Raw genomic sequence first — 20,873 nt, 5'->3', positions numbered from 1 at the left:
AGTGAAATCGAGTTTATTTCGGGACCGGTCCCCGCAGACTCAGCGGAATTTGCGCAGGCCGCGAGGTCCCTGACGCCCCACCGCGGCGCGTTTGCCGATCCAGTCACGCCAGTCGGGCCAGTTGCGGCGACGCCCGCCGCCATCAACCCAGTCCGGCCCCGTCTCTTCGGCAAAGACCGTGGCATCGGCCATGCCGCCTTGACGATAGGACTGGAACTTCACGCCCTTGCCGCGCGACATCTCCGGTAGCTCCGACACGGGGAAGACCAGCGTCTTGATGTTGTCGCCGATCACCGCGACATGGTCGCCCGTGACGCGCAGGCAGACCGCCATCTCGCCGTTCAGCACCTGTTTGCCGCCCCGCTTCTGGGCCAGCAGCTCGTCTTCCGGCGCGATGAAGCCATAGCCCGCCTTTGACGCGACCATCAGCTTCGCCCCCGGCTGGTGCGCGAAAAGGGCGACGATCTCGACGCCCTCCTCCAGATCGATCATCAGCCGGATCGGCTCACCATGGCCGCGTCCCGACGCCAGCTTGTCGGCCCCGATCGTGAAAATGCGCCCGTCGGTCGCCGCCACCAGCAGTTTGTCGGTCGTAAAGGCCGGCACCAGGAAGGCGAGGCTGTCGCCCTCCTTGAACTTCAGCTCGGACGGGTCCTCGACCTTGCCCTTGGCCGCCCGGATCCAGCCCCGCTCGGACAGGACGACCGTGATGGCCTCACGCGGGATGAAGGCTTCGATCGGCGCGCTGGCGCCACCCTCCGGGGCCTCGCCAAAGATCGTCCGGCGCGGCGACGGCAGCGCCTTGCGCACCTCGGCCAGATCCTTGCCGATGCGCTTCCACTGCCGCGACGGCGAGTCCATCAGGGCCCGCAGTCCGGCCAGTTCCTCGGCCAGTTCGCGGAACTCGGTCTCGATGGCCAGCTCTTCCAGCCGCGCCAGTTGCCGCAGCCGCGTGTCCAGCACAAAGTCCGCCTGCACCTCGGTCAGGTTCAGCCGCGCGATCAGCGCGGCCTTGGGCTGTTCCTCCTCGCGGACAATGCGGATCACCTCATCGATATTGAGGAAGACAATCCGTAGCCCTTCCAACAGATGCAGTCGCTTTTCAATGCGTTCTGCACGCCAGTTCGAGCGACGGATCAGCACCTCGCGCCGGTGATCCAGGAACGCCTGCAGACATGCCTTCAGCCCCATCACCCCCGGCGTGCCCGTGGCATCCAGCACATTGATGTTGACCGGCACCCGGACCTCGAGGTCGGACAGCCGGAACAGGCTTTCCATCAGCACCTCGGGCTCGACCGTCCGGGCGCGCGGGTCCAGCACCAGCCGGATGTCCTCGGCCGACTCATCGCGCACATCGCCCAGCAGCGGCGCCTTCTTCTGGTCGATGAGATCGGCCAGGGTCTCGATCAGCCGGCCCTTCTGCACCTGATACGGGATCTCGGTGACCACGATGCGCCAGGTGCCGCGCTCCAGATGCTCGACCTCCCAGCGCGCGCGCAGCCGCAAACCGCCCCGTCCCGTCTCATAGGTCTCCAGCAGCGAGGCCTTGCCCTCGACCAGCACGCCCCCGGTCGGGAAATCCGGCCCCGGCATATGCTGCATCAGCGCCTCGGTCGTGGCCTCGGGATCGTCCAGCAGGATCAGGCAGGTCTCGATCAACTCGCCGACATTGTGAGGCGGGATGGAGGTCGCCATCCCCACGGCAATGCCCGACGAGCCATTGGCCAGCAGGTTCGGAAAGCCCGCCGGCAGGACCACGGGCTCCTGATCCTGATCGTCATAGGTGGGACGGAAATCGACTGCATTCTGGTCGATCCCTTCCATCAGCAGCACGGCCGCCGCCGTCAGCTTGCACTCGGTGTAACGCATGGCCGCAGCGTTATCGCCGTCGATATTGCCGAAATTCCCCTGCCCGTCGACCAGCGGATAGCGCTGGGCAAAGGCCTGGGCCATGCGCACCAGGGCGTCGTAGATCGAGGCGTCCCCGTGCGGGTGATAGCCGCCCATGACGTCGCCCACCACCTTGGCGCATTTGCGCGCCGCCGCCTGCGGGTTCAGCCGCATCTGGTGCATGGCGTACAGGATCCGCCGGTGCACGGGCTTGAAGCCGTCCCGCACATCGGGCAGCGCGCGGTTGGTGATGGTCGACAGCGCATAGGCCAGATAGCGACGCGACAGGGCGTCTCCCATCGGCTCATCAACGATACGGCCGCCGTCCGGCGGAGGGGTGTGCAAGGTCATGGTATCAATACGAATGGGAAACGGCGGACGAATCGCCCGCCGCTTCGATCAGTCTAGGCCCAAATCGGTGCGGACGGGTGTCCGCCCGGCTCAGGGGCGGGTAGCGCGCGGGCCGTCGGCGTCGAACAGGTCACCGAACTCGTCGCCTTCATACCACATGGGGCGCTCCTCGCCGTCGGCGATGGTCCGGGCGATCGAGGTGTTCACCCGCACGAACCGGGCCGCGGCGTTCCAGTCGAACGGCAGGTCCACCTCATCGCTGACCTGGTGATAGTTGTCCGCGAGGAAGGCCGCGGTCGCCTCACGCCCCTCGCCGCCCGGTCCGGTCGCCAGGAACACCGACGGCACGCCCGCCTTGACGAACTCATAGTGGTCCGAGCGCACGAACAGGTTCTCTTCCGGCATGTAGTCGGGCACCGTCGCCACCCCGACCTCGGCCGTCGCCTCGGCGACGATGGCGCCCAGCGTCGAGTGATCGGCGCCGAACGCGACCACATCGACGAAGTCATAGGTCAGGATCGGCATGTCCAGATTGACCACGCCGACGATGTCTTCCAGCGGCACGGTCGGATCGGCAGCAAAGCGGCTGGAGCCCAGCAGGCCCAGTTCCTCACCCGTCACCGCCAGGAACATGACCGACCGGCGCGGGCGCTCATCCGACAGCGACAGCGCGCGGGCCACCTCGATCAGGGTGGCGATGCCTGTGGCATTGTCCATGGCCCCGTTCGAGATGCGGTCCTCGGCGCTCTCGTCGTCCGAAATGCCCACGTGATCGAGATGACCCATGACCACCACGACTTCATCGGCGACCGACGGATCGGATCCGGGCAGGATGGCCACCACATTGGGGCTCTCGAAATAGCGAGCCTCGGCCGTCAGGCTGACGCTGGCCGCGCCCGGGATTTCAAACCCCTTGGGCGAGGCCCCCGCAGCGGCCGCGTCCTGAATGGCCGTCAAGTTCTGACCGGCGGCTTCGAACAGCATGGCCGTCGTCGGCTGCGACAGGAAGCCCTCGACCTTGATGCCCGGCGCATCGCTCTGCGGCACTCCGTCGGCGGTCGCCCAGCGGGTCTGGGGCTCCCCGAAATACCCCATCAGCGCCGACCACGGGATATTCCGCGTATCGGCCGAGTGGATCATGATGTAGCCGACCGCGCCGTGCTCAAAGGCCGTCGTTGCCTTGGCCGACCCCAGGTGGGCCGCCAGTTCGCTGGGCAGGCCCTCGGGCATGCCATAGAGGGCCAGCACGACCTTGCCCTCGACATCCAGCCCGTCGTAGTCGTCCAGACCGTGGCTGGGCACATCCAGACCATAGCCGACGAAGACGAAGCCGGTATCCAGCGCCACCTCACCGACCTGCGACGGGATCAGGGCGACGCCGTCGCCGTGATCCCAGCTGTGGGCGGTGCCGTTCGGGACGGTCCAGCTCATCTGGCCGGCCGACAGGCTGATCTCGGCGAAATTGACCGGCTGGCGCCAGCTGGTGCGCTCGGCATTGCCCGCCGGCGTCAGGCCCAGCGCGAAGAAATGGCTCTCGACGTAGAGGGCCGCCAGCTCATAGCCGCGCGAGCCGGTGTCCCGGCCCTCCAGCGCATCATCGGCCAGGAAGGTCACATGGGCCTCCATCCGGCGCGCGACCTGCGCATCCTCGGACGACTGGGCCAGCACCGGGGCCGCCAGCCCTCCGGCCAGAAGCAACGACAGGGCCGCGCCCATGCCTGCGAGACGACGAATACTCATGGTGTGACTTCCCCGATTTCTTTCGGCGCGACCCTAGTCCCGCAACCGCGCCTACAACAAGCCGGATCGTTGCAAGCGCTCGACCATCCAGTCCCGCGCGGGCGGCAGCGGCCTGTCACGCGGATGGAACACCCAGGCCTCGAGGAAATGGCCGGTCAGGGCCAGACCCAGACCGACATCCCCCTCAACGACCGCCGCCTGATTGCCCAGCAGGAAAGGCGGCAGGCCCAGCAGCCGCTCGGCATAGGGCGCGCCCTCGGTCCGGCTGACCGCCCGGCCCGTGCGCGGGCTGACCCAGGCCAGATCGTCCGTCGACCCCGACACCGCGCACACATCCAGATTGAGGCCAAAGCCCAGACTGGCCAGCAGGCCCAGTTCGAAGCGAATGAACACCGCCGGCCAGACCGCATCATGGGCGAAGGCCGACATCAGCGCCTCCATCGCCGCAAAGATGCCGGGCTCCGGCTCTCGCTCGGGCAGCGCGCCCTGCACCACAGCGGTGGCAGCGGCCAACCCCGCCAGGGCCAGCGGTGAATCGAACAGCCGGCTGATATCCTCGCCGCGCGGCTCCAGCCGGGCCGAACCCAGCTGGCTGTCGTCGCGCGAGCGAAACGCGGCCCGCACTCGCGACCCCGGCTGCAGAAAGGGCTTCATGCGCCGCGAGGCCCCGCCCGCGACATAGGTCAGCCGCCGTCCGTGATGTTCGGTCAGCAGGTCAGCCACCACGCCCGTATCGCCATGCGGACGGGCCGAGAGCACAAAGGCGTCGTCCTCGAACTCCATCAGGGCCGAGCGGCTTCCCCGGCGCGGATCACGGCGACAACATCGCGCGCAACGTCATTGGGCACGGCAAAGCTGAGGACATATTGCTCGATCTTCCAGCCGTCATCGGTCAACCGCAGCACGCCCGAGCCCCGCACAGTGCCATAGCTGGCATTCTCCAGCACCTCATCGAAGACGGCGACGCAGCGGCAGTCGAGCGGCAGGATCGACAACTCGCGGCTGACGACCTGATAGTCCCACCCCTGCCCCCGGCTGAAATAGGGCGTGGCATAGGCTTCGAACTCCGCCACGGTCCAGCGCTCGGTCACGTCCGTGCCGATGAAGCGCGCATCCGGGGTGAACAGGGCGAAGTAGGCCGCACCGTCCGCCTCGCGCGCCGCCTGGTGCAGGGCGTCGATGACTGCGCCCGGGTCCTCGCTCTGGGCCCGCGCTGGGCCGGTCAGAAGCGTCAGGGCGGCGACGATGAGGAGGATGGTTTTCATGGCGGGCTCCAGCATAGGGACGCCCCCAGCATCCCTCAATGTGGCCTGCCTGTCTCCCGCCGAATTCTGCTCGTGCGGCTTCATTTAACCGACCGGTTGACAAATGGGCGGCTGCCGGATATTTAACCCCTCAGTTTCACACGAAAGCCGCCATGACCCCCGACCCCCTCAGCGCCAAGTTTGCAGCCCTCGCCGACCCGACCCGTCGGGCCATTCTGGCACGGCTGTGCGAGGGCGAGGCCAGCGTCAATGAACTGGCCGAACCGTTCGACATGAGCCTGCCGGCCGTGTCGAAACATCTGAAGGTGCTCGAAAAGGCCGGCCTCATCAGCCGCAGCCGCGAGGCCCAGTGGCGCCCGGCCAAGCTGGAACCCATGGCGCTGAAGGGCGTGGCCGACTGGCTGGAACACTATCGCCGCTACTGGGACGCCTCGTTTGATCGTCTCGATAGCTATCTGAGAAATCTGCAGAAAGGCAAAGACGATGGTCAACGAAACTGATAACCCGTGCGACACCGACGGCGCCGCCCACAGCTTCGATCTCGTGCTGGAGCGCATCATCGACGCCCCTCCCGAAAAGATCTTCCGCGCCTGGACCGAGCCTGAACTGATCAAACAATGGCTGGCCCCCAAACCCTGGACCATCACCGACGCGGTCTGTGACCCCCGCCCCGGCGGCCTGACACAGTTCATCATGCGCTCACCCGACGGTCAGGAATTCCCGAACACCGGCGTCTTCCTCGAGGTCATCCCCAACCGGCGCATCGTCTCGACCGACGGCCTGACGCCCGACTGGAAGCCCGCCGGCCAGCCCTTCATGGTCAGCCGCATCGAGCTGGAGCCCCTGCCCGACGGCCGCACAAAATACACGGCCACCGCCCATCACTGGAACGAGGCCACGAAAAAGCAGCACGAGGAAATGGGCTTCCACGACGGCTGGGCTCAGTGCGCCGACCAGCTGGCCGAGCTGGTGAAGACCTTCTGACATGGCCGTGACCGACGATCTTGCGACCCGCCCCACCCTGCATATTACGCGGGTGTTCGACGCGCCCCGCCCGCTGGTCTGGATGGCCTGGACCCGCCCCGAGATGGCCGTTCAATGGATGGGCCCGGTCGAATGGCCGGCCATCAGCGCCACCCAGGATTTCCGCGTGGGGGGCGAGTGGCGCAAATGCCTGCGCTCGGTCGAAACGGGCGAGGAGCTCTGGCAGGGCGGCATCTATCTCGAGATCGTCGAGAACGAACGCCTCGTCTTCACCTTCAAATGGGACGAGAGCCACGAGGACGGCCCGCCCGCCGACACGCTCGTGACCGTGGTGTTCAGCGACACCGACGACGGCAAGACCCACATGGACCTCACCCACGCGGGCCTGAAGTCCGAACAGAGCCTGACCGGCCATCGCCATGGCTGGACCAGCACGACCGACCGGCTTGAGGCCTGGCTGGCCGCCCACAGGGATTAAAACGGAAGGACACCACCATGAAGATCGTGACCAGCCTCAGCTTCCGCGGCCAATGCCGCGAGGCCTTCGAATTCTACGCCAGGGTTCTCGGCGGAGAGATCACCGCCGCCATGCCCTACGGCGACGGGCCGCCCGACATGGGAGTGCCGGAGCATATGAAAGACTGGCTGATGCATGGCTGGCTGCAAATCGGGGATCAGGCCATCATGGGCGCCGATATGGATGTCCAGTGGGCTCCCGGCATCGACAAGCCGAAGAACGGCTTCGACGTTACCCTGCACACCCATGACGTCGCCGAGGCCCGTCGCTGGTTCGACGCCCTGTCCGAGGGGGGCAAGGTTGTGATGCCCTTCGGGGAGTCGTTCTGGTCGCCGGGCTTCGGCAGCCTCATCGACCGTTTCGGCATTCCCTGGATGATCAACACCAATCCGGACCTGCCGGCCTGAGGCGTCAGACCTTCTCGTTCAGCAAAGCCTGCTGATAGCCGCTGACCCAGACGTTGCGAAACCGGCGCGACCGCTCCGCATGATAGATGTGGGCCAGTTCCGCATAGGAGCGGTCGAAGTCGTCGTTGACGAACACATAGTCGAACTCGGTGGCGTGCTCGATCTCACCCTTGGCGTTGCGGATGCGGCGGTCGATGACCTCTTCCGCATCCTGCGAGCGGGTCACCAGACGACGGCGCAGTTCCTCAAGGCTGGGCGGCAGGATGAACACCCGCACCGCGTCCTCGGGACAGCGGCGGGCCACTTCGCGCGCGCCCTGCCAGTCGATGTCGAACAGGACGTCGCGGCCCTCGGCCAGCGCCCGGTCGACCGGCGCGCGCGGAGAGCCGTACAGATTGCCGTGAACATTGGCCCATTCGAGAAAGGCATCGGCCTCAATCAGGCGCTGAAACTCGGCCTCGTCGACAAAGTGATAGTCCCGCCCCGCCTGTTCGCCCGGACGGATCGGCCGCGTCGTCATGCTGACCGACAGCTCCAGCCCCCCGTGATCGGCCATCAACCGCCGGCACAGCGAGGTCTTGCCCGCGCCCGACGGGCTGGCCACGATCAGCAGGACGCCGCGGCGGGGCATACGGTCATTCGACATTCTGAATCCTAATCCACAGCGCATTGTTTAAAAGTCAGTTTTTGGAACTCACCGAATTCGCACCCACACCAGACCCACAGCAAGATGGCTTCCTGGCTGAAGGATGCGAACGGCGATTCCGTGCGCGCCACACGCCTTGCTCACCCAATAGGGCGCCGACGGCGACACCGCAAACCGGGCCGTGTCGCAAGGGGCCCTGCTCTCCGCTCACTTTCGTTCAGAGGAACCACAATGACCACCGACCTCATCATCATTCTCGCCCATGAACTCGCATGCTCCCTGGAGATGAACTTCGAGGCAGCGGAGCGAGAGAAGCTCTGGCCCGAGGCGCTGGAAGGCCTGAGAGGAGCCGCTGACCACCTTCAAGGCAAGTCGCTACCAGTCCCCTCCGTCGTACTCAGCGTGCTACGGGCTTCTCCAGGTTGACCAGAGCAAGCCATGCTCGGGTCGCTGACCGATGCCGTTCCCGGGATCAGCGGTGCCTCTGGATCGCTTCGTGGCTGTGGTGGATCGTCCCTGACGATCGGCCGACAATCCTTCTGTGACGACCGGGGGTCACCACATCGCTGCCCGGGCGACGGACCCCGCGACCGCAAAGGTAACTCATGAAAGCTTCGAGCCTGCGAGACACGAAGGACCTGATTGTCGTAACGTCTGTCCGATGAACCCCAATGAGCACTTCCAGCAACTCCTCGCCGCCGCCGCCGCCGAGCCGGAACCGCAGCGCCTGCTATTCGTCTTTGCCGGTGCCGAACTGCCCGACAGGGCCACGCCGGAGCAGGAGGCACGCTTTCGATCAGGAAAGGGAGGCGCGCTCGGGCCACTGATGTGCGTCGACAAGGCCCCGCGCGACCTGCCGGACTTCAAGGCGCTCGTCTCGGAGGCTGAGGAGGCCGGCCCGCCCTGGAGCGTCGTGTTCGCCGCGAGCCTGTCCGGACAAGCCGGACGTCCGCCTGACAAGGCCCGAATCGACCTCGCCCTGGAGACCATGGTCCAGGCCGTGCGCGACGGCCGTATTGGCGGCTTCGCGGCCTATGGACCCGACGGCGACTTCCTTGAGATCGCCTGAGCTGGGATGATTGCATGTGCAGGCCGCCACGAGACGTGGTTGGCGCTGAGGGCGCCCCGGGTCTTTGATGGGGGTCGTCCGGGCACTTGATGGATGCCAATTCGTTTTGACAACGGAGGTTGTAAATCCAGCGGACCAGCCCGGCCCGGGCAGAGAGGCAACCCACGTTCCGATGACCGCTGATCCGTCGCGCGAGCTCGTAAGTTCCTATTTTCCAGGAGCGCGATCGGAAGGTGAGCGCCGTCTACGCAACGAGATCGACGCGACCCTCGACCACTGGTTCCGCTGGCGATCCGGTCGCTTTGAGGACAGCGCTTCCAATGACGCGGCGCCCGCTTCCGGTGCTCCTTTGCACGAGGGCGATCGGCTCGGACGCCGGCTGCTGACACTCTGCGATGCCCTGACGGCGGAGACCCCGACCTTTTCTCCCCGCTACATCGCCCACATGAAGGCTGATCTGTCCCTGCCGGGTCTGCTGGGCTGGTTCGCGGCCATGCTACACAATCCCAACAACAGTTCGCGCGACGCCAGTCGCGTCGGCAGCGTGATCGAGACCGAGGCCATCGCCGCCCTGGCCGGCATGCTGGGCTATGATCCCGCGCAGGCCCAGGGGCATTTCACCTCCGGTGGGACGGTCGCCAACTTCGAGGCCGTCTGGCGCGCGCGCTACAGACTGGATCATTGGCTGGCACTGGCGCTGCATATTTCCGAAACCGACGGTGCACCCCTGGACCCCTTCGCGGCGGCCCATATGGGCTGGAACCAGTTCCGCCACCTGCAGACTCTTTACGGCGTCCCGGACGATGTCCTGAAGTCCTGTAGCGCGGCGGCGTCCAATCCGGGCGATGTCTGGCGTCGGATCAGTCGGGCGTCAGGACGGGATTATCGAGGACCGATAATGCTTGTTCCCGGAAACCGGCACTATTCCTGGAGCAAGTCCGCCAACGTGTTCGGCCTCGGCGGAGAGGCGATCTGGAGCGTGGCCCTGGACAAGGGCGGTCACCTGGACCTCGCCAATTTCGAACGTCAGGTGGAGCGCGCCCAGGCTGATGGGAGACCGATCCTTATGGCTGTCGCCGTGGCCGGGGCCACCGAGACAGGGGCCATTGATCCCCTCGATCGCCTCTATGACCGGTTGGACCTGTGGCGGGCGGAGCGGGGTTGGCGCATCTGGCGCCACGTCGATGCGGCCTATGGCGGCTTTCTCCGGGCCATGCTGGACGGCCCGTCAGAAGCAACCCTGGCCCCGGAGACGGCCGCCGCACTGCGGGCCATGGGACGTTCGGATTCGATCACCATCGACCCGCACAAGCTGGGCTATGTGCCCTATGCCTGCGGAGCCTTCCTGACGCCGGACGCCGAACATTACGCCGTCTCCGCCTTTGACGCTCCCTATCTGGACCGGCCGGAACTTGGCGACGGAAAGTGGTCGTCCACTCTGGAAGGGTCGCGGTCGGCGGCAGGCGCCGCGGCGACCTGGCTGACGGCGGAAACCCTCGGCTTCGGCGCGGACGGCCTCGGGGCTCTGATGGCCACTACGGTTGAGACCCGCCAGGCTTTCGAAGCCGCCGTACGGGAAGCTGTCCCGGAAGCGTGTTTCCTGCCCGCCGACAGCAATATCGCCTGCTTCTCGCTGGCTCGAGCCGGCGAGGCGCTGAGCCATTCCAACGTCCGTACCCAGGCTGTCTTTGATCATTTCCAGAGATCTCCGCATTTCGCCGTGTCCAAGACGACACTTGGTGCCGACAACGCCGCACTCATCGCCAATCTGCTCAGCGGCCATGGCGGCTATAATGACCGATCCGAGGGTGATGCCGGGATGCTGGTGATCCGCTGCGTCTTCATGAACCCCTATTGGTCTGACTCCTCGGTGCGGCACGACCTGCTGCCTCGCTTCATTGAGGAGTTGCGCCGAGCCCTGGCTGGCCCCGACGAAGCAAAGGCAGCCTGAAATGGAGACGACCATGACCCCTATCCTGTTCTTCGGCCGGGTCGGCGAACGTCTGGGCCCTGAAGGGAGCTTCGACCTGCCGAGCGAGGGCCTTACGGTTCGTGAGATCCGCAACCTGCTGGCCGAGCGCGACGAGGTCGCGGCAGACGCCCTGCTGCGCCCCGACGTCCGCGCCTCGGTCGACATGGTTGTGGTCAGTGAGGACTCCCTCGCCCGCCCGGGTCAGGAGATCGCGTTCTTTTCCCTGTTTTCGGGGGGCTGAGTTGGCCCTCGACGTCAGGCTCATCAGCACGCCCCTGTCCGCCCCTGCGGAGCTTGAGGCCTTTCTCGCCGGCCGCACGGGCGACGGTGCCGTGGTCACGTTCACCGGCCTTGCCCGGGGCACTGGCAAGGACGGCTCGTTCGTCGAAACCCTTACGCTCGACTGGTATCCGGGCATGACCGAGCGGTCGATGCAGGATATCGCCGAAGCCGTCGCAGCGCGCTTTCCGGTTACGGATCTGGTCGTGGTCCATCGATGCGGCGAGATCGTCCCCGGCGAGACTATCGTCTTCGTCGCGGCCGCCGCTGCCCACCGTCGCGAAGCCTTCGCGGCGGCGGACTATCTGATGGACAGGCTCAAGACCGAGGCCGCATTCTGGAAACGCGAGACCGGCCCTTCCGGCACACGCTGGATCGAACCCGTTGACGAAGATCGCGCCGCACTGGCGCGCTGGAAGGACGAGACCCCCTGATGGCCGGAAGAATTGACGAGACGCTGCCATTTCACCCGCTCAACATCGCGGTGCTGACCATCTCGGACACCCGCGATGAAACGACTGATACCTCGGGCGGCACCCTGGTCGAACGCCTGACCACGGCGGGCCATGTGCTGAAGGGCAAGGCCATCGTTCACGATGAGGTGGATGCCATCCGCAGCCAGCTCAAGATCTGGGTCCAGGACCCGGATGTCGACGTCGTCCTGACCACGGGCGGTACCGGCTTCTCACCGCGTGACGTGACGCCTGAGGCCGTGAAGCCGCTGTTCCGACGTGAGCTTGAGGGTTTTTCCGTGGTCTTCCACCTCGCCAGCCTGGGCACGGTCGGCGTGGCGACCCTTCAATCACGGGCGCTCGCGGGACAGGCCGAGGACACCTTCATCTTCTGCGTGCCCGGTTCGACCGGGGCGTGCCGCGACGCCTGGGACCTGGTGCTGGCGGAAGAGCTAGACAGCCGCTTCCGGCCCTGTTCCCTGGTGGGCCAGATCCCGCGTTTCCGGGGCATCTGCCCGTGAGCGCCCTGACCCATCTGGACAGCGGCGGGCGCGTGCACATGGTCGACGTGGGCGACAAGACGCCGACGGCACGGCGGGCTGTGGCTGAAGGCCGGGTTATCTGTGCGCCTGCCACACTTGCGCTGGTCCAGGATGACCACGCACCCAAGGGTGCAGTGGTCACGACCGCCGAACTGGCCGGGATCTTGGGGGCGAAGCGCACAGCGGACCTGATCCCGTTGTGCCACCCGCTCGGCCTCGACAAGGTCTCGGTGAAGATCGATCTCGACGAAGCCTTGCCCGGCTTCATCGTTACGGCGGAGGCGCGTGTCTCGGGACCGACCGGCGTCGAGATGGAGGCCCTGACCGCCGTCTCCGTCGCCTGCCTCACCCTCTACGACATGCTCAAGGCGGCTGACCGGGGCATGGTCATCAGCCAGGTCCGGCTGTTGTCCAAGTCGGGCGGACGATCGGGCGATTGGACCGCGTCGTGATTGATTTCGACTCCGCCGTCGCTCTGGTCCTGACCGAAGCCCGTCCCCTGCCATGCGAGACGGTGGCGCTGGGCGCCGCCGCCGACCGGGTACTGGCCGTCGATCTGCGGGCCCGCGGCGACGCCCCGCGCGCTGCTGTATCGGCGATGGACGGCTACGCCGTGCGAGACGTCGACCTTGGGACCTTTCCGGCCCGACTGCCAATCACCACCGTTGCCTTCGCCGGGCGAGCCGACGTGCCGGTCCTGCCTGGCGGAACCTGCGCCCGGGTCTTTACCGGCGGACCCGTACCCCACGGGGCCGACAGGATCGTGGTCCAGGAGATTGTCGGCCGCGACGGAGACATGGCCGTGTTCGAGGTGACGCCCGGACCGGGCAAGCACATCCGCGCATCGGGGTCGGACTTCAGGGCCGGTGATACCTTGCTCCGCGCGGGGACGGCCCTCGGTTTTCGCGCCATGGTCACCGCTGCAGCCGCTGACGTCACCACGCTGTCGGTCGTACGCCGCCCGCGCATAGTCATCCTCGGCACCGGGGATGAACTGGCCGAACCAGGGCAGGCTCTGGAGACGCCCGGCAGCATTCCGGAGAGCGTCTCGTTCGGCGTCGCCGCCCTTGCGCGGCAATGCGGGGGTGAGGTGGTTGATCGCCGCCGCCTGACCGATACGCCTGAACTCCTTGGGGCTGCTGCCCGCCGCGCGCTCGACGAAGCCGATCTGGTGGTGGTCACGGGCGGTGCGTCCGTCGGCGAGAAGGACTACGCCCGCTCGATGTTCACCCCGCTCGGACTGGAAATGATCTTCTCCAAGGTGGCCATCAAACCGGGCAAGCCGGTCTGGTTCGGGCGGGCAGGCGGGAAGCTGGTCCTGGGTCTGCCTGGCAATCCCACCTCAGCGCTGGTGACGGCCCGTCTGTTCATGGCGCCACTGGTCGCCGGTCTGGCGGGGAGAGATCCGAGCGCGCTACTGAGCTGGCGGGACATGACCCTGACTGCGCCGCTGAAACCCTGCGGAGATCGGGAGACCTTTGAGCGCGGCCGTCTGGTCGGAGGCGGTGTCGCGCCATTGTCTGTCCAGGACTCTGCGACCCAGATGGCCTTGGCGACTGCGGATGTACTGATCCGGCGGCGCCCCGGCGCTACAGCTCTCGACGCCGGGGACACCGCCCTCGTTCTGGACTTCTGAACCCGCTCAGAGGAAGCGCTGGAAAAGGATATTGTTCTCCAGGTGGACGTGCTCGCGCAGGTCCATATCCAGCTTGCTGCACCCGGCATACAGAGCACGCCAGGTAGCGCACGCCCCGTCCGGCACGACGAAGTCGTCGGTCAGCTCCGCCATGAAAGCCAGCAAAGCCCCCAGGTCATCGTGGTCCTGCATCATCCGGGAGATCGGGCCACACAGGGCCGGACCAATGCCATTGAGCATCGCTGGAAACAGGACTGCCTCCTCCTTGTGCTGATGGTCTTCGAGATCATCGAACATGTCGGAAAGCAGGTTGGCCAGCCCGTGCGGGCAGTCGGCCCTGTCGCGGTGAACCGACTCGACGCGGCGGGCCAAGGCGATGACCTCGGGGAATTCCCGCCGGTGCACCTTGTGATAGCGCTCAACAATGTGGGCGATCAGGTCGGCTGTCTCGGCGGGCGCGTGGTCTCCCGGCGCTTCCAGAGCGTGGAGCTCCGCCTCAAGCGCCGACAGATCGAGGCCTCGGCTCTCCGCTTCCTTGGCAAGCAAGACGTCGCCCTTGCAACAGAAGTCGATTTTGTGGCGACGAAAGACCGTCGTGGCTCCCGGCAGGATGACAGCGATCTCGCCGACGGAAAGATGTTCAAGCGACATGTTCCAGAGTGTCCTCTTCCTTTCGCGCTCCCATGCGCGAGCGTGATGATCGGGTCTTCGTAAGGCGTCGCAGCGGGCCAGGGCTTGACGTCAGTCAAGCCTCGCATTGATGCCGGTCCGGGTGCGCGACACCCCTGCCACCCTTCCCCGTGCCGCACGGAATCGGCGAATCTGAACTCCAAATTTGAAGGGGTGCAGAGATGGCGTTCGATAGTCCGCTGGCGGGTGAGATCTGGAGCAAGAAATATCGTTTCCGGCCGAACGACGGGGCCGGAGATGCGACCGTTGAGGCCACGTGGGACCGGGTCGCGACCGCGCTCGCTGAAGCCGAACCTGCAAAGTTGCGCGGTCGCTGGCGCGCCCGTTTTCGGGACGCGCTTGAAGACTACCGCTTCCTGCCCGCTGGACGGATTCTCGCGGGGGCGGGCACTGGCCGCGCCGTCACCCTGTTCAACTGCTTCGTCATGGGCACAGTGCCCGATGACCTCGACGGCATCTTCCTGCACCTGCGCGAGGCTGCGGTGACCATGCAGCAGGGTGGCGGCGTCGGCATGGACTTCTCCACGGTGCGGCCGTCCGGTGCGCCGGTGAGGGGCGTCGGGGCGGAAGCCTCGGGCCCGCTCAGCTTTATGGACGTCTGGGATTCCATGTGCCGCACCATCATGTCTGCCGGCCAAAGGCGCGGGGCGATGATGGGCTGCCTGCGGATTGACCATCCGGACATCGAGGCCTTCATCGACGCCAAGCGGGATGCGGTCCGGTTCCGGAACTTCAACCTCTCTGTGCTGGTCACCGACGCCTTCATGACCGCCCTGGACGCCGACGCGGACTGGCCTCTGGTGTTCGGTGGCGAGGTGCGGCGCACCGTTCGGGCGGCAGATTTGTGGAATCGCCTGATGCAGGCCACCTATGACGCCGCCGAGCCGGGGGTGATCTTCATCGACCGCGTCAACGCGGCGAACAACCTTGCCCATTGCGAGGTGATCTCGGCCTCCAATCCTTGCGGCGAGCAGATGCTGCCCCCCTACGGCGCCTGCCTGCTGGGGTCCATCAATCTGGCCCGTCTGGTCTCTTCTCCGTTCGATCCCGGCGCCGCCATGGATGAAGTCGAGCTGGCGGCTCTCACCCGCACGGCGGTGCGGATGCTGGACAATGTCATTGACGTCTCCCGCTTCCCCCTGCCGGCGCAGGAAGAAGAGGCCCGGGCCAAGCGCCGCCTCGGCCTTGGCGTGACGGGGCTCGCCGACGCCCTGATCTTCTGCGGCGCCCGCTATGGCGAGGACAGGGCCGTGGCCCTGACGGAACAGTGGCTGGGGTTGATCCGGCGGGAGGCCTATCGCGCCTCGGCCGAGCTGGCAGCCGAGAAGGGCGCCTTCCCCCTCTATGATCCGGCTATGCTGGATCGGCCAAACCTCGCGGTACTGGATCCCGAGACACGCGACCTGATTGCCCGGCACGGCCTGCGCAACGGTTGCCTGACCTCGATCGCTCCCACGGGAACGACGTCTCTCCTGGCGGGGAATGTGTCGTCCGGAATCGAGCCCGTGTTCGCCTTCACTTACACCCGCAAGGTGTTGCAGCCGGATGGCAGCAAGCGCGAGGAAGCCGTGGAGGACTACGCCTTGACGCTCTGGAAGCGGATCATGGGAGCGGGCGCTCCGCTGGAAAGCGCGCCGGGCGACGCCTTTGTCACCGCTCAGACCCTGACTCCGGAGCATCATCTGCGGATGCAGGCGGCGGCCCAGGCCCAGATCGACAGCTCCATCTCCAAGACCATCAACTGCCCCGAAGATATAGCCTTCGACGCCTTCTCCGATGTCTATCGGCAGGGCTATCGTCTGGGCTGCAAGGGTCTGACGACCTATCGGCCGAATGCCATCACCGGCTCGGTCCTGAGCGTCGAGCCGTCGCCGTCAGACGAGACCGTTCCGGTCGGGCCAGTGTTGACGCCGAGGCCTGCGCGGCTGGAGGGTGCGACCTACAAGGTGCGCTGGCCGCTGGACGCGCACGCCGTCTATGTGACGATCAATGACTCCAACGACGAGCCCGGAGGCGAGCGGCGTCCGATGGAGATTTTCGTCAACTCCAAGAACATGGCTCACTATGCCTGGACCGTCGCCCTTACCCGGATGGTGTCGGCTGTTTTCCGGCGGGGTGGCGACGTCTCCTTTGTGGCAGAAGAACTCAAGGCGGTCTTCGACCCGGGCGGCGGGGCCTGGATGGAGGGGCGCTATACGCCGTCCCTACCGGCCGCCATTGGAGCGGTGATCGAGCGTCACATGAACCTCTCGGCCGGTGACGGCGCCTCTGCGCCTGAAGCCGCGCCTGTACAGGACCCCGGCCCAGCGACCGCTGCAGCGCCTGCTCCCACGGCCTGTCCGCGATGCGGCACGCCGGGTCTTGTTCGCAAGGAAGGCTGCGACAGCTGCCTCGACTGCGGCTATTCCCGATGCGGATAGCACCTCTGCGTCGCTCTTCGTCGAGTCATGGGTGGACTGAACTCCTGTATCGCTCGCGGCGGCCTGTGGAGGTCCTGCTGACGGCTTCCCTTCGGGGGGTGGCGCGTCGTCAGCCTGACGCGTTCGATCGGTTGGGTGAAGTCCGTCGGGCTACCATACGCATTATGCCTGACGGCTTGCCCTTCGCCTTTGAGATGCGGCCGGACGGCACCGCCGGGTCCATCCGGGTGGTCCGCTCCAATGCAGATCCCGGCGAGACGTCGGCTTGCATAAGGGGTCCGCTGCTGACGCTGTTGTCCCTGTTTGACGGTCGGCGAGATGCCGACGGCGCCTTTTTCCAGCGCCGGATCGACGTCAATGGCGATACCGTCGCCATCCTGGCTTTGCACAATGCGCTCGAAGCGTCGGAGTTGACGATGGCCGATATCCTGGGCTTGCCACGCCAGCTGGATCCGCTGCTGCAGACCGCCTTGTCGATCGCCGGACACTGGCGCCCAGTCGAGGCCTACCCGTGAACAGACGTGCGGCTTCAGGGCTGGAATTAGTGTGCCCAGCTGGTTCGCCAGCCATGCTGAGAGCGGCGATCGAGGCTGGCGCGGACAGCGTATACTGCGGCTTCCGCGACGAGACCAATGCACGAAATTTCCCGGGTCTGAACTTCTCCCCCGAGGAACTGCGCGTTGCGACCGACTGGGCACACGAGCGCGACGCCCGGGTCCTGCTGGCGCTGAATACCTTTGCCCGTGCCGACGCCACCGATGTGTGGCGGGCCTCAGCTGACGCCGCTGTTGCGGCCGGTGTGGACGCGGTGATCGCCGCAGACCTCGCCGTACTGTCTCATTTGCGCGCCAACCATCCGGACACGCGGCTTCATCTGTCGGTGCAGGCTGCGGCGGGGACGCCGGAAGCGATCGCCTTTTACGCTCGTGAATACGGGGTGAAACGGGTGGTTCTGCCCCGTGTCCTCAGCGTCGAGGAAATCAGGAGTTTGACACCGGAAATTTCCGTCGAGACCGAAGCCTTCGTCTACGGCGGACTATGCGTAATGGCCGAGGGCCGCTGCGCCCTGTCCTCCTATGCCTCGGGAAGATCGCCGAACCTGTCAGGGGTGTGTTCGCCGCCCGAGGCGGTGAGTTTCAGCGACGACCACGGCGAGCGCACGACGCGATTGTCCGGCTTCGCCATTGACCGGCTGCCAGCGGGCCAGGTCGGCGGCTATCCGACCCTCTGCAAGGGCCGATTCCGGGGCGGCGGCTCCGATGAGCCGGGCTATCTGTTCGAGGATCCGGTCAGTCTGAACGCCATGAGCCTGCTGGCCGGACTCGCCACGGCCGGGGTCACGGCCGTCAAGATTGAGGGACGACAGAGAGGACGCGCCTATGTGTCCCGCGTCACCGCCGCCTTTCGGGCGGCGATCGACGCCATCGCGCGAGGGGAATCTCCAGCCCCCTATGAATCCCTGTTGGGTGACCTCGCTGAAGGCGCACGGGAGACGACCGGGGCCTATCGGAAACGCTGGCGATGAGGGGTTCGATGGAACTGGCGATCGGACCCCTGCTGTTCAACTGGCCGACGGAACAGGTCGAAGCCTTCTATGCCCGGATCGCCGACGAGGCACCGGTGGGGACGGTCTATCTCGGCGAGGTGGTGTGTGGAAAGCGTCAGCCCCCGCTGCAGGACGTCCTGGCGCGCGCAGCAGATCGGCTGGAGGCGGCGGGCAAGACCGTGATCTGGTCGACCCTTGCTATCCCCTCCACGCCGAGGGAGCGCCGGCTGGCGGCTGAGCTCGCTGCGGATCCCGATCATCTCATCGAGGCCGGGGACATGTCAGCGGTCTGGAGCCGGGCGCCAGCCCCGTTTGTCGCCGGCCCGCTGCTGAACGTCTACAGCGCCCCCGCGGCGGCGGAGCTGGTGCGGATGGGCTGTGTGCGTCTGTGCGCCAACATCGAACTCCCCCTGACCTCGATCGCCGAAATCGCGCAAGCCTGTCCCGGGCTCGAACTCGAGCTCTTCGCCTTCGGTCGTCTGCCGCTGGCCCTGTCGAGCCGCTGCGCCCAGGCTCGGATGGAGGGCCTGCACCGGGACGCCTGCCGCTATGTCTGCGATCACCATCCTGACGGAATGGATGTCGCGACCATCGAGGGTAAGGATTTTCTGGCCATCAACGGACTGCAAACCCTGTCGCACGGATGTCAGCTGGTTGATGTTGAGCTTGAAGCGCTCAAGCAAGCCGGCGTCTCGGTCCTGCGACTATCGCCGCACAGTCTGGACATGATCGCAGTCTCCAACCTGTTCCTCGAATTCTCTACCGGGCGGATCATGGCAGAGGAACTTGCGTTGAAAATCGAGCCTCTTGGCCCGCCCGGACCCCTGGTCAGCGGCTATCTACACGGCATGGCCGGCGCTCGCTGGGGGCGTGGGGGTGTCGCGGCATGAACACGACCGAACTGGAGGCCCGGCGGGCCAGAATAGACCGGATCGATTCCGCCCTGGTGCGGTTGGTCGCAGCCCGCCAGCGCCAGGTCGCGGTCATCGCCACACTCAAGACGGGGCCGGACAGTGCCCGGGATCCTGTCCGGATCGCCGCCATCCTTACCCGCGTCCAGTCGGCAGCACGGCGTTGCGGGCTGGACGAAGCGATCGCAATTCCGGTCTGGCGCGAGCTTCTCGAGCGTTCGGCCGAGTCTCAGAAGACGCTCATTGCCTGTGCTGAAAAGACTGATCCATCGACTTGACGAAGTGCAGGTCGCAGCATCCGGTCCGTCAATCAGGTCTACGCCCGGGTCCTCTATTCACAGGTCGCATCGTCGTCCCGGAGTCCCTATGAACACCGCCGCTGCCATCCGCGCCCATCGCGGGCCCGCCATCTTCAGCATTGGTCTGCGCCCCTTCTATCTGTTTTCGGCCTTGTGGTCGGCTATCGCCGCACCGCTCTGGCTTTACGCTTTTCTCAGCGGCGGACCTGTCGGGCTGAGCTGGCATGTCCACGAGATGCTGTTCGGCTATACGGGCGGGATCGTCGTCGGCTTCCTGCTCACCGCCGTGCCCAACTGGACGGGTCGCCTGCCGGTCGTGGGGACGCCGCTGGCCCTGCTGTTCGGCCTGTGGCTGGCAGGCCGGGGTGCCATGCTGGCCATGGCCCTCGACGCCAATCTGGCGGCGGCAATCTGGCCCTTGATGGTTGACGGTCTGTTCCTGTTCGCCATGGCCTTCGTGGTCTGGCGGGAGGTGCTGACTGGGCGCAACTGGCGCAATGTACCGGTTGCCCTCATGGTCACCATATTTGCCCTCGCCAATGCCGGATTTCACCTCGAGTCAGGCGCCGGCGGCGTCGCAAACCTGTCCACCCGCCTGGGTCTTGCAGTCGTGGCCATGCTGATCGCGGTCATCGGGGGTCGGGTTACCCCGAGCTTCACCCGCAACTGGCAGATCAGGCGCGGCGGACCATTGCCGGCTGTCGTCGGCCGGTTCGACGCCGTGACCCTGGCGGTCACAGCTGTGGGCCTCATCGCATGGGGCATCGCGCCGGCCCACCCGTTGGCGGGTGCCCTCATGCTGTCGGCGGGAGGATTGAACCTGCTCCGGCTGATCCGGTGGCGCGGTGATGCCACGGCAGCGGAACCCCTCGTGTGGATTCTGCACCTTGGCTACCTGTGGCTGGCTGCGGGCCTCTTTCTCACGGGGCTGTCAGCGGCCGCGCCCGGACTGGTCCCCCCCACTGTCGGTGTTCACGCCCTGACAGCGGGCGCAATCGGCGTCATGACGCTCGCCATCATGACTCGCGCCAGTCGCGGCCATACGGGTCGGCCGTTGAACGCCGGCAAGGTCGAGGTTCTGATCTATGTACTGGTCAATGCTGCGGCGCTAACCCGAGTCGTGGGGGGCTTGATCCCGGACATCTATCAGCCGTTGCTGATCGCCTCGGCAACACTCTGGTCAGCGGCCTTTCTGACATTCGCGATCGGCTATGCTCCCATGTTGCTGTTACCCCGGCCGGATCGCAGATGATGGTG

23 protein-coding genes are annotated in these 20,873 nt (G+C 66.1%); 17 read left to right on the top strand and 6 right to left on the bottom strand.

Annotated features, from left to right (window positions below; translation table 11 throughout):
* Positions 1 to 39: 39 nt before the first annotated feature.
* The 4 genes from parC to EG854_RS04115 form a co-directional block, all read right to left on the bottom strand.
* Positions 40 to 2,241 (bottom strand): DNA topoisomerase IV subunit A, encoded by a 2,202-nt coding sequence (parC, locus tag EG854_RS04130; RefSeq protein WP_123286459.1) that lies wholly within the window; start codon positions 2,239 to 2,241, stop codon positions 40 to 42.
* A gap of 90 nt (positions 2,242 to 2,331) precedes the next feature.
* Entirely contained in the window at positions 2,332 to 3,981 is a 1,650-nt protein-coding gene (locus tag EG854_RS04125; protein ID WP_164461821.1) for a M28 family metallopeptidase, read from the bottom strand.
* 51 nt (positions 3,982 to 4,032) lie between these two features.
* Positions 4,033 to 4,764 carry a DNA repair protein RecO gene (recO, locus tag EG854_RS04120; RefSeq protein ID WP_123286457.1) on the bottom strand — a complete coding sequence of 244 codons (732 nt, stop codon included), beginning with the start codon at positions 4,762 to 4,764 and terminating at the stop codon, positions 4,033 to 4,035.
* A complete protein-coding gene (locus tag EG854_RS04115; RefSeq protein ID WP_123286850.1) occupies positions 4,764 to 5,246 on the bottom strand; it encodes a nuclear transport factor 2 family protein in 483 nt (160 codons plus the stop codon). Before EG854_RS04115 ends, recO begins: the two co-directional genes overlap by 1 nt.
* A gap of 152 nt (positions 5,247 to 5,398) precedes the next feature.
* On the opposite strand from EG854_RS04115, the gene EG854_RS04110 reads away from it, so the two are divergent.
* From EG854_RS04110 to EG854_RS04095, 4 genes are read left to right on the top strand one after another with little or no spacing between them, the layout of a single operon-like run.
* Positions 5,399 to 5,746: an ArsR/SmtB family transcription factor gene (locus tag EG854_RS04110; protein ID WP_123286456.1), complete on the top strand. Its 348-nt coding sequence runs from the start codon at positions 5,399 to 5,401 to the stop codon at positions 5,744 to 5,746.
* Positions 5,730 to 6,230 (top strand): SRPBCC family protein, encoded by a 501-nt coding sequence (locus EG854_RS04105; protein WP_123286455.1) that lies wholly within the window; start codon positions 5,730 to 5,732, stop codon positions 6,228 to 6,230. The genes EG854_RS04110 and EG854_RS04105 overlap by 17 nt, the downstream gene beginning before the upstream one ends.
* Before the next feature lies 1 nt (position 6,231).
* On the top strand, positions 6,232 to 6,708 hold the full coding sequence (locus tag EG854_RS04100) for an SRPBCC family protein (protein WP_123286454.1): 477 nt from the start codon (positions 6,232 to 6,234) through the stop codon (positions 6,706 to 6,708).
* A gap of 17 nt (positions 6,709 to 6,725) precedes the next feature.
* Complete coding sequence (locus EG854_RS04095) at positions 6,726 to 7,154, top strand: VOC family protein (RefSeq protein WP_123286453.1); 429 nt, start codon at positions 6,726 to 6,728, stop codon at positions 7,152 to 7,154.
* Between the two features lie 4 nt (positions 7,155 to 7,158).
* Here EG854_RS04095 and gmk read toward each other — a convergent pair whose 3' ends face one another.
* Positions 7,159 to 7,800 carry a guanylate kinase gene (gene gmk, locus EG854_RS04090; protein WP_123286452.1) on the bottom strand — a complete coding sequence of 214 codons (642 nt, stop codon included), beginning with the start codon at positions 7,798 to 7,800 and terminating at the stop codon, positions 7,159 to 7,161.
* A gap of 661 nt (positions 7,801 to 8,461) precedes the next feature.
* Between gmk and EG854_RS04080 the strand changes: the two genes are divergently transcribed.
* The 7 genes from EG854_RS04080 to EG854_RS04050 all read left to right on the top strand — a co-directional run bounded on the left by EG854_RS04080 (position 8,462) and on the right by EG854_RS04050 (position 13,750).
* On the top strand, positions 8,462 to 8,869 hold the full coding sequence (locus tag EG854_RS04080) for a ribonucleotide reductase subunit alpha (RefSeq protein WP_123286450.1): 408 nt from the start codon (positions 8,462 to 8,464) through the stop codon (positions 8,867 to 8,869).
* A 172-nt stretch (positions 8,870 to 9,041) separates the two neighbouring features.
* Positions 9,042 to 10,820, top strand: a complete 1,779-nt coding sequence (locus tag EG854_RS04075; protein WP_164461819.1) for a pyridoxal phosphate-dependent decarboxylase family protein — start codon at positions 9,042 to 9,044, stop codon at positions 10,818 to 10,820.
* A gap of 13 nt (positions 10,821 to 10,833) precedes the next feature.
* Positions 10,834 to 11,082, top strand: coding sequence for a MoaD/ThiS family protein (locus EG854_RS04070; protein ID WP_164461817.1), 249 nt, complete (start codon positions 10,834 to 10,836; stop codon positions 11,080 to 11,082).
* A gap of 1 nt (position 11,083) precedes the next feature.
* Positions 11,084 to 11,554, top strand: a complete 471-nt coding sequence (locus tag EG854_RS04065) for a molybdenum cofactor biosynthesis protein MoaE (RefSeq protein ID WP_123286447.1) — start codon at positions 11,084 to 11,086, stop codon at positions 11,552 to 11,554.
* Entirely contained in the window at positions 11,554 to 12,093 is a 540-nt protein-coding gene (gene moaB / locus EG854_RS04060; RefSeq protein WP_123286446.1) for a molybdenum cofactor biosynthesis protein B, read from the top strand. The genes EG854_RS04065 and moaB overlap by 1 nt, the downstream gene beginning before the upstream one ends.
* Positions 12,090 to 12,566 (top strand): cyclic pyranopterin monophosphate synthase MoaC, encoded by a 477-nt coding sequence (gene moaC, locus EG854_RS04055; RefSeq protein ID WP_123286445.1) that lies wholly within the window; start codon positions 12,090 to 12,092, stop codon positions 12,564 to 12,566. The genes moaB and moaC overlap by 4 nt, the downstream gene beginning before the upstream one ends.
* Positions 12,563 to 13,750, top strand: a complete 1,188-nt coding sequence (locus EG854_RS04050; RefSeq protein WP_123286848.1) for a molybdopterin molybdotransferase MoeA — start codon at positions 12,563 to 12,565, stop codon at positions 13,748 to 13,750. Before moaC ends, EG854_RS04050 begins: the two co-directional genes overlap by 4 nt.
* Before the next feature lie 6 nt (positions 13,751 to 13,756).
* Here the strand turns inward: EG854_RS04050 and ric are convergent, their stop codons facing one another.
* Positions 13,757 to 14,401: an iron-sulfur cluster repair di-iron protein gene (gene ric / locus EG854_RS04045; protein WP_123286444.1), complete on the bottom strand. Its 645-nt coding sequence runs from the start codon at positions 14,399 to 14,401 to the stop codon at positions 13,757 to 13,759.
* 200 nt (positions 14,402 to 14,601) lie between these two features.
* Between ric and EG854_RS04040 the strand changes: the two genes are divergently transcribed.
* The 6 genes from EG854_RS04040 to EG854_RS04015 all read left to right on the top strand — a co-directional run bounded on the left by EG854_RS04040 (position 14,602) and on the right by EG854_RS04015 (position 20,868).
* Entirely contained in the window at positions 14,602 to 16,860 is a 2,259-nt protein-coding gene (locus EG854_RS04040) for an adenosylcobalamin-dependent ribonucleoside-diphosphate reductase (RefSeq protein ID WP_123286443.1), read from the top strand.
* Positions 16,785 to 17,375 (top strand): ubiquinone anaerobic biosynthesis accessory factor UbiT, encoded by a 591-nt coding sequence (gene ubiT, locus EG854_RS04035; protein ID WP_123286442.1) that lies wholly within the window; start codon positions 16,785 to 16,787, stop codon positions 17,373 to 17,375. Before EG854_RS04040 ends, ubiT begins: the two co-directional genes overlap by 76 nt.
* Positions 17,376 to 17,428: 53 nt before the next feature.
* Positions 17,429 to 18,385, top strand: coding sequence for a ubiquinone anaerobic biosynthesis protein UbiU (gene ubiU / locus EG854_RS04030; RefSeq protein ID WP_123286441.1), 957 nt, complete (start codon positions 17,429 to 17,431; stop codon positions 18,383 to 18,385).
* 8 nt (positions 18,386 to 18,393) lie between these two features.
* Positions 18,394 to 19,296, top strand: a complete 903-nt coding sequence (gene ubiV / locus EG854_RS04025) for a ubiquinone anaerobic biosynthesis protein UbiV (RefSeq protein WP_241153122.1) — start codon at positions 18,394 to 18,396, stop codon at positions 19,294 to 19,296.
* Positions 19,293 to 19,595 (top strand): chorismate mutase, encoded by a 303-nt coding sequence (locus tag EG854_RS04020; protein ID WP_123286439.1) that lies wholly within the window; start codon positions 19,293 to 19,295, stop codon positions 19,593 to 19,595. Before ubiV ends, EG854_RS04020 begins: the two co-directional genes overlap by 4 nt.
* A gap of 88 nt (positions 19,596 to 19,683) precedes the next feature.
* Positions 19,684 to 20,868, top strand: coding sequence for an NnrS family protein (locus tag EG854_RS04015; protein ID WP_123286438.1), 1,185 nt, complete (start codon positions 19,684 to 19,686; stop codon positions 20,866 to 20,868).
* The last annotated feature ends 5 nt before the right edge of the window (positions 20,869 to 20,873 follow it).

Source organism: Brevundimonas halotolerans (assembly GCF_003730275.1).
In the GTDB taxonomy this organism is placed as follows: Bacteria; Pseudomonadota; Alphaproteobacteria; order Caulobacterales; family Caulobacteraceae; genus Brevundimonas; species Brevundimonas halotolerans.
Note: the sequence above shows the minus strand (reverse complement) of the source record. Positions and strands in the feature narration are given on the sequence as shown.

Bases quoted from the DNA above. Each gene is read 5' to 3' on its own strand.
- parC (WP_123286459.1), bottom strand. From the start codon at position 2,241: ATGACCTTGCACACCCCTCCGCCGGACGGCGGCCGTATCGTTGATGAG.
- EG854_RS04125 (WP_164461821.1), bottom strand. From the start codon at position 3,981: ATGAGTATTCGTCGTCTCGCAGGCATGGGCGCGGCCCTGTCGTTGCTT.
- recO (WP_123286457.1), bottom strand. From the start codon at position 4,764: ATGGAGTTCGAGGACGACGCCTTTGTGCTCTCGGCCCGTCCGCATGGC.
- EG854_RS04115 (WP_123286850.1), bottom strand. From the start codon at position 5,246: ATGAAAACCATCCTCCTCATCGTCGCCGCCCTGACGCTTCTGACCGGC.
- EG854_RS04110 (WP_123286456.1), top strand. From the start codon at position 5,399: ATGACCCCCGACCCCCTCAGCGCCAAGTTTGCAGCCCTCGCCGACCCG.
- EG854_RS04105 (WP_123286455.1), top strand. From the start codon at position 5,730: ATGGTCAACGAAACTGATAACCCGTGCGACACCGACGGCGCCGCCCAC.
- EG854_RS04100 (WP_123286454.1), top strand. From the start codon at position 6,232: ATGGCCGTGACCGACGATCTTGCGACCCGCCCCACCCTGCATATTACG.
- EG854_RS04095 (WP_123286453.1), top strand. From the start codon at position 6,726: ATGAAGATCGTGACCAGCCTCAGCTTCCGCGGCCAATGCCGCGAGGCC.
- gmk (WP_123286452.1), bottom strand. From the start codon at position 7,800: ATGTCGAATGACCGTATGCCCCGCCGCGGCGTCCTGCTGATCGTGGCC.
- EG854_RS04080 (WP_123286450.1), top strand. From the start codon at position 8,462: ATGAACCCCAATGAGCACTTCCAGCAACTCCTCGCCGCCGCCGCCGCC.
- EG854_RS04075 (WP_164461819.1), top strand. From the start codon at position 9,042: ATGACCGCTGATCCGTCGCGCGAGCTCGTAAGTTCCTATTTTCCAGGA.
- EG854_RS04070 (WP_164461817.1), top strand. From the start codon at position 10,834: ATGACCCCTATCCTGTTCTTCGGCCGGGTCGGCGAACGTCTGGGCCCT.
- moaB (WP_123286446.1), top strand. From the start codon at position 11,554: ATGGCCGGAAGAATTGACGAGACGCTGCCATTTCACCCGCTCAACATC.
- ric (WP_123286444.1), bottom strand. From the start codon at position 14,401: ATGTCGCTTGAACATCTTTCCGTCGGCGAGATCGCTGTCATCCTGCCG.
- EG854_RS04040 (WP_123286443.1), top strand. From the start codon at position 14,602: ATGGCGTTCGATAGTCCGCTGGCGGGTGAGATCTGGAGCAAGAAATAT.
- ubiT (WP_123286442.1), top strand. From the start codon at position 16,785: ATGCGGCACGCCGGGTCTTGTTCGCAAGGAAGGCTGCGACAGCTGCCT.
- ubiU (WP_123286441.1), top strand. From the start codon at position 17,429: ATGCTGAGAGCGGCGATCGAGGCTGGCGCGGACAGCGTATACTGCGGC.
- ubiV (WP_241153122.1), top strand. From the start codon at position 18,394: ATGGAACTGGCGATCGGACCCCTGCTGTTCAACTGGCCGACGGAACAG.
- EG854_RS04020 (WP_123286439.1), top strand. From the start codon at position 19,293: ATGAACACGACCGAACTGGAGGCCCGGCGGGCCAGAATAGACCGGATC.
- EG854_RS04015 (WP_123286438.1), top strand. From the start codon at position 19,684: ATGAACACCGCCGCTGCCATCCGCGCCCATCGCGGGCCCGCCATCTTC.